Annotated in this window: 7 protein-coding genes; all 7 read left to right on the top strand. The window is 58.4% G+C overall.

Going from position 1 to position 7,067, the window contains the following annotated elements; translation table 11 throughout:
* The first annotated feature begins 4 nt into the window (after positions 1-4).
* Positions 5-1,312 (top strand): IS30 family transposase, encoded by a 1,308-nt coding sequence (locus JOZ76_RS08500; protein WP_291698179.1) that lies wholly within the window; start codon positions 5-7, stop codon positions 1,310-1,312.
* Between the two features lie 540 nt (positions 1,313-1,852).
* A complete protein-coding gene (gene tcmP, locus JOZ76_RS08495; protein WP_291698178.1) occupies positions 1,853-2,689 on the top strand; it encodes a three-Cys-motif partner protein TcmP in 837 nt (278 codons plus the stop codon).
* Positions 2,689-3,429 (top strand): DUF5131 family protein, encoded by a 741-nt coding sequence (locus tag JOZ76_RS08490; RefSeq protein ID WP_291698177.1) that lies wholly within the window; start codon positions 2,689-2,691, stop codon positions 3,427-3,429. Before tcmP ends, JOZ76_RS08490 begins: the two co-directional genes overlap by 1 nt.
* A gap of 218 nt (positions 3,430-3,647) precedes the next feature.
* Positions 3,648-4,442 carry a hypothetical protein gene (locus tag JOZ76_RS08485; protein ID WP_291698176.1) on the top strand — a complete coding sequence of 265 codons (795 nt, stop codon included), beginning with the start codon at positions 3,648-3,650 and terminating at the stop codon, positions 4,440-4,442.
* The gene (locus tag JOZ76_RS08480; RefSeq protein WP_291698175.1) at positions 4,439-5,335 is read left to right on the top strand and encodes a ParA family protein; all 897 of its coding nucleotides are present in this window, start codon (positions 4,439-4,441) and stop codon (positions 5,333-5,335) included. Before JOZ76_RS08485 ends, JOZ76_RS08480 begins: the two co-directional genes overlap by 4 nt.
* Positions 5,319-5,765, top strand: coding sequence for a hypothetical protein (locus tag JOZ76_RS08475; protein WP_291698174.1), 447 nt, complete (start codon positions 5,319-5,321; stop codon positions 5,763-5,765). The genes JOZ76_RS08480 and JOZ76_RS08475 overlap by 17 nt, the downstream gene beginning before the upstream one ends.
* 391 nt (positions 5,766-6,156) lie before the next feature.
* A complete protein-coding gene (locus JOZ76_RS08470; RefSeq protein WP_291698173.1) occupies positions 6,157-6,723 on the top strand; it encodes a hypothetical protein in 567 nt (188 codons plus the stop codon).
* The last annotated feature ends 344 nt before the right edge of the window (positions 6,724-7,067 follow it).

Genomic DNA, 7,067 nt, shown 5'->3' with positions numbered 1-7,067 from the left:
GGAGGTGTTTTGGCTGGGGATTGCCGCGGGCTCGAACAGCGAAAATGCTGCGCTCAAGGCTGGATTGTCAGAAGCTGTCGGACCCAGATTGTTCCGAAAGGCGGGCGGCATGCCACCAGCGATGTTCAGAGCTTCGGCAAAGCCGCTGTCCGGGCGATATCTCTCATTTGCGGAGCGCGAAGAGATCGCACTTCTCAATGTGCAGGGCCATTCCATCCGGGAGATTGGGCGGCGCCTTGGACGGGCTGCCTCGACCATCTCACGTGAGCTCGATCGCAATGCAGCCACCCACGGCGGCAAGATGGCCTATCGGGCGACCACCGCGCAGTGGCATGCGGATCGCTCGGCCCGCCGCCCCAAGCCGACCAAGCTTGCGCGCAACCTTGCCTTGCGCACTTATGTGGAAGAGCGGCTTGCCGGTGTCGTCGCGCCGCCAAGCGGCGCTCGTGGTCGCGCCTTCAGGCGGCAAGACCGTCGCCCGAGCCCGGCTAAGGATCGGCGATGGACCAAAGCCTGGAGCCCCGAGCAGATTGCCAGGCGCTTGCAGGTCGACTTCCCGGATGACGAGACGATGCGCATCAGCCACGAAGCCATTTATCAATCGCTTTTCGTTCAGGGCCGGGGAGCGCTGCGCCGCGAGCTGACGGCCTGCTTGCGAACCGGACGTGCGTTGCGCGTCCCCAGGGCGCGCACGCGCAAGCGAAGCAGAGGCTTTGTCACCCCTGAGATCATGATCAGTGAGCGACCTGCCGAAGTTGCAGATCGCGCGGTGCCGGGGCATTGGGAGGGAGACCTGATTGTCGGCGCCGGCAGTTCGGCGATCGGTACGCTGGTCGAACGCACCACGCGCTTTACCATGCTGCTCCACCTTCCACGACTGGCGGGCCATGGCGAGAGGCCACGCGACAATAACGGGCCTTCGCTCTCCGGACACGGCGCCGAAGCCGTGCGCGACGCCATCACCCGCACCATCATCACCTTGCCTGAACAATTGCGTCGTTCGTTGACTTGGGATCAGGGAACCGAAATGGCTCAGCACAGTCGCCTCAAGATCGATACCGGAATCCAGGTCTACTTCTGCGATCCAAGAAGTCCCTGGCAGCGCGGCACCAACGAAAACACCAACGGCCTGCTGCGGCAGTACTTCCCGAAAGGCTCGGATCTGAGCGTCTACAGCGCCGACGAAATATCCGCCGTCGCTGAAGCTCTCAATGCCCGACCTCGAAAGACGCTGGGCTGGAAAACTCCAGCCGAAGCGCTTGACCAGCTGATCTCATCAATGAAAATAACCGGCGTTGCGACGACCGATTGAATCCAAGTCCGGCCTTCCCTGCGCGATGGTGTTACGGCTTATACGTGATCTCCCCGGGGACCGGGCTTTCTTGCCCCCGTCGCGCGCGAGCCTCGTCAGCTCACACGCTTGACCTCAGCGTCGGGAGGCCAGGACCACACGATTTCGCCGTCCGGACCGGCAATGCTCGTCTCGCACCACTGGCCGCGTCCATCGCATCCCCGCCTCACGTGTCGTGACGATCGCGCGTACGCCCCTCTGCATCGAGGCGGGATGCACGACCATACTTCCGATTTACAGAATAAATCAAGGGGTAAGTTCTTGCGCGAAGGGCAGGACACTAGAAACAGTCCTGCATCGCTTTGCGAACATTCGACTTTTTGCGCACGCAGCATCTTGCTGCGTCAACGTGCTGGCTCATTGCAGGACGGGGTGCCCGACGGGCAAATCAGCTAGTGGCGCTCCGCCGCCTGCGTGTTAACCGTCTCGCGCTGTGATTAGCTCGTAGCTTTTGCGCTACCTTTAGATGTGGTAGCGTATTGGCGCGGATAGGGGCGGAATTTGGCAAAGGTAAAAAAGATCGATCCGGTCGACGGCTTGGTTATCTCCGAGGTAGGAGAATGGGCACCAGAGAAACATGCCCGCGTGAGTCGCTATATCGAGATCGCCAGTGTGGTTCGTAAGGAGTATCGGCCGCCTCCAGAATGGAGAGCCGGCGCAGCCTACATAGAACTCTTTTCGGGGCCCGGTCGATCCCTGATTCGAGGTACCAGCCGCATCATTGATGGCAGTCCTCTCATCGCCTTCAAGTCCGCACAAGCGAGTGGCGTGCCATTCACCGAGATGCATCGCAATGATGCCAATCCGGAAATGGCGGCTGCGGTAGGTCGGCGCGTTAAAGCGCTTGGCTTCGACGCCACTTGGTATGCCGAATCTGCGGATGTCGCGGTGGATCAGATCATCTCGGCTTTGAATCCCGCTGGGCTGCATTTCGCATTTTTGGATCCGTTCAACCTCGAAGATCTGTCATTTGAGATTATTCGGAAGTTGTCGCGGCTGCGTAGGATCGATATGCTAATTCACGTCAGTGTACAGGACCTGCAGCGCAACCTAGATCGCTTTAGTGCTCCGGGCGGAGTACTTGATACTTTTGCGCCGGGATGGCGAAGCGATGTCGACCCAAACCAGGCAATCCACGCGTTTCGATCGTCGCTCCTGCAATACTGGCTCCGAGAGATTCAAAAGCTAGGAACGATGCCTGCAAAGGGAGTGGAGTTGATTGTGGGCTCTAAGAGGCAACGGCTCTATTGGCTCGTGTTCGTGAGTGCGCATAGCTTAGCGCAAAGGCTCTGGGACGCAATTCGCGATCCAACGAGGCAAAGCTCGATGGAGTTCTGATGGCTGAAACGTCAATCGAGTGGACGGATGCAACGTGGAACCCGGTAGCGGGCTGCACGGTGTTGTCTCCCGGCTGCACCAACTGCTACGCCATGCGGATGGCAGCGCGCCTTCAAGCGATGGGATTAGAAAAGTATCGCAGCCTCACGCGTAAGAGCGGTTGCCGCGCTGTCTGGACTGGCAAGATTAGACTGGATCACGCCGCGCTGCACGTTCCGTCGAACTGGCGTAGACCGCGGCGCATTTTTGTGAATTCGATGTCCGATCTCTTTCACGAGGCCGTTTCCGTCGATTTCGTGAGGTCCGTGTGGTCGGTGATGGAAGGCACGCCGCGGCACACTTATCAGATTCTTACCAAGCGACCGAACAGGATGGCAGAGATCATCGCGTCATTGCCAACGCTCCCGAACGTCTGGTTGGGGACCAGCGTCGAGAATGCCGACTATCTCACGCGGATTGATGTGCTTCGGCAGGTTAATGCGGTCGTCCGATTCATCTCCTTCGAGCCGTTACTCGGGTCCGTCGCAGCGGCCGATCTGCGGTACATTCACTGGGCAATTGTGGGTGGTGAGAGTGGACCGCGGGCTAGGCCCATGCGTTCGGAATGGGTCGACGAGATCGAGTCCGCTTGTCGAGAAGCGGGAACAGCATTTTTCTTTAAGCAATGGGGCGGTGCCCGGAAAAAGGCGACCGGTAGGCGATATCGAGATCAAACCTTCGACGAAATGCCGCTGGTGTAGGTGGGACGATTCAGCTCCAAAGCTAGGCGCAGGGCGAGAAACGTCTCACCCGAGTTCGCTCGCGTAAGCTAGGCACGGCGAGGGAGGGTGGCTACCCGCATTGAGGGCTCGGCTTCTACGCACAATGATGTCCTCAGTCGGCCAAGAGTGCAGATTTGCGGCCGCTCGCCTCTCGCGCTATGGTTGAGGCAGCTTGGGGGCCTCGCAGTATTCCAGCGTTGTCCACGCGTATCGTTGCGGAACGTCTGAAAACATTATTGCCGCCTGATGGGACGCCAGTTCTCAATCGGGTGCTCCGGCTGATGCTGTCGCGCGATTTCGGCCAGACCGTCAGCGACGAATTGTACGAGCAGGCGCGCGATCAATTATTCGATGCGGGACAGATCGGACGGCTACGCGGTCAGGGCGGCCAAGTGTTTCTGGCCAAAAGCGAGAACGGGCGAACGTCTGAGGCAGGACCGAGCGACGCTCTTTCCGAAATCAAGCTGATGCCTCATCTCGAACGCTTCCTGACGGGATCGTTCCGGAAGGAGCTAGACATTCCGCCCCATGGCGAGTGCTTGGTGAAAGATACGTCGAGGCTTGGTCCGCCGCTCGGCCGATGGGCGCGACCCGACTTCATACTCATCACCGCGATGCGGTTTCGCGTCATGCCGGGCGCGCAGCTCGACGTCTATTCATTCGAGCTGAAAGCTGAGTTCGGTGCAACCGATCTGGCGGTCTATGAGGCATTGGCCCAAACACGTTTCACGCATTTCGGCTATCTCGTGTGGAACTTACCGAAGGCATCCTCCGCGCTGGCAAGGCTTCCGGAAATCACCGCCCAGTGCGGCCAGCACGGGATCGGTCTCATACGAATCCACAAACCGGGGAACGATGATGGATTTGAGACCATTCTGGATCCCGTTCGCAAAACGACGCCTCCTGCAGCAGTCGACGGCTTCCTCGAGCAGCGACTGGAAGAAGAGGAACTCAATAGGTTACGCAAGGCACTTGAGGCCACGCAGCCATGAGCGCGAAGGTTATTGCGATTGCAAACATGAAGGGAGGGGTGGGGAAGACGACAACCGTCGTTTCGATGGCCGAAGCGCTGGCCGCAAATGGGTACCGCGTTCTTGTTATCGATCTCGACCCGCAGGCCAATGCTTCGCTGTGTCTGGCGGGAGATTCTCTGCTCGCAACATTGTTTGCTCGGAAGGCGACGATCGAGGGCTTTTTGGAAAACCAGCTTCTTGGAAACAAGAAGATAGCGTTCACGGAGTGCATCCGAAACAATGTGAGCAACGTCTCGCACCTCAATCAGCAGCTTGCCATATCGCTTCTGCCGTCCAGCCCAAACCTGCGGCATTTCGAGCAGAAAATCATCCATGATCTTACCCAACGAAAAATGAGTTGGTCGGAGATCATCAAAGGCCTCTCCGGAGTAATGGGCATCCAACTCACAAAATCGCGCAAGGCGTTCGATTTCATTCTTATCGACTGTGCGCCGGGCATTTCCATTTTGACGGAAGTCAGCATTCGCCTGGCTGACCTAATCATAATACCAACGATTGCGGACTTTCTTTCCACTTTTGGTCTTCAGACGTTCTGTGCCGCGATGGCCGATCGAAGCCTGGCCGAAGGCGTCAAAAGGGCGTCGCGGCGGCCATACGTCCTGATTACTCGTCGCAGGCAAGTCAAAATACACGAGCAAACTGCCGAAAAGCTTCGGAACGAAGCGAGCGCGGCGAAGCCGGCATTTGACGTATTCAGGACCGAGATACCGGAGACCGTGGCCGTCGCTAACGCGCTTAGTCAAGTCAATCAGTTTCCAATCTTTTCGCAAAAATGGGGACCGGTTGTCGTTCCTCTACTGTCGGACTTGGTCCGTGAAATAGGAGAGACCCTCAATGTCGATCGCGCTTGATGGTTTTGAAGTGTTTCGGCAACTCGGCAAACATGCCGACGTCTTTGGGCCGATCCGCGCGGACGTCGACAAACAGGCGCGCGCGCTCGTAGTCAAGTGCTTGAAGACAAAATCCGTTGGCCTGGATAAGGTTCGAGGGATACGTACTGCGCTGGGCGAAGACCAATTTGGACTGCTGCTCGATGGGCTAAAAGATGCCGAGGTGAAGAGCGTGGTGACGCGACTTGATAAACATCATCCCGATCTTAAGGCTGGCACCACGGCCTGGCGGCGGGAGCATTTGGGCGCGCTCGCTGATGGCTCGTCCGCGCCGCACGCTCCGCCCGTGAAGGTCAAAAAGGCGGCTGCGAAAAAGGCAAAAGCCGAGCCGGCGCGGCTGCAGAGTGAAGTCGTCGATATCTACCGCGAAGGTGGCAAGAAGGATCGCTGACCTGCGGCTCTAACCCGCATGAGCGCAGCGACATGCGGGATCTCGTAATTGAAAGATCTCCCGGATATCGCTTCGCTCATCCGGGCTACACTTGCTGGAAGCGAGCCTCAACTGGTCCAGCCATGGGAGAGTTGTTATTCCGATGCCTCAGCATGTCGCGCGCATGCGGTTCATTCTTTTTTTGACCAGCGGTGTCAGCGTAGTCGAGACGGAGCGCGCGTCGTTGACACCCCTTCGCACGGGGTCCATGCTCGGCTCGCGCGTTCGGCATTCGAGGCAGTGTCGACGACGAACCTCGTTCCAATAGACAACCGTGCAGAGCTGTCGGCATCCGCTTGACGGATCAATTCGGCTTCGAATGGGCACGCGCTCCTTAACCGGAGGGAACGCCATGTCAAACAAGACAGTCTTGATACACGCCATATCGTTGGGTCTGGCGCTGAGCCCGATCTGTTTCTCCGCAGCGTCGGCCCAGGAAAGATGCAAGGTCAGCGAGCAAGCCACCGACGCCAAATCCGAATATACGCAGCAACATGTGCTGGACGTCGGTGACACGCCTGGGCATCAGATCCGCGTCTTCGAGCTTCACCGCGCCTATCCGAACGACAAACCAAACTGCGAGAACCTCAAGCGGACCGAATCATGGACCCGAGGCTATTCCGATTACGTCGACCGCAATGGCCGAGCCTGGGGTTACGAGGTCATCTCGCTTGAAAATGGCGAAAAGATCTTTGCCGAATTTTCCGGGACGAGCCAGACCACGGTCACCCCTGACGGCTCAAAGAAAAGCGCCTTCACAGGTGTCACCCGCTACACCGGCGGCACCGGAAAATATCAGGGCGTTCGCGGCGTCTTGAGGACCAGCGTCATGTTTGACCCAGACAAGAACGTGAACCAGCAGCAGACCGAGGGTGAGTACTGGTTCGCAGCAACAACGGTGGGACAGAGCCAGAAGTGAAGTGACGACCCGTGGAGCAGGGTCACGCACGGCCCGTGAGGCAGGCGGGACCCTGCACGGGCCGGCTGGGAATAAACCAACGTATGATCAGATCATTCCGATCGTGGAATGCGACCCTTCCTCAGTACGATCGCGCGATACCAGGGTGCGATGGCGTCAGTCGTCGTTCTGAGTTAGCGGTAACTCCATGGCACGTAGTGCCGAGAGTCGCAGCGGAACCGGACCCGCGAGCCGGCAGTTGCAGGAAGAGGTCGCCGGCGTAGTGCCCGTCGGCCTTTTCTCACTTGCTTCGTCTCACTGTGCGAACAGTGGAGCTCCCATGATTATGGGATGGGTCTGACAAC

It is taken from the genome of Bradyrhizobium sp. (assembly GCF_019244115.1).
GTDB lineage: Bacteria > Pseudomonadota > Alphaproteobacteria > Rhizobiales > Xanthobacteraceae > Bradyrhizobium.
The sequence above is the reverse complement of the archived record's forward strand: the minus strand, read 5'-3'. Positions and strand labels throughout refer to the sequence as shown.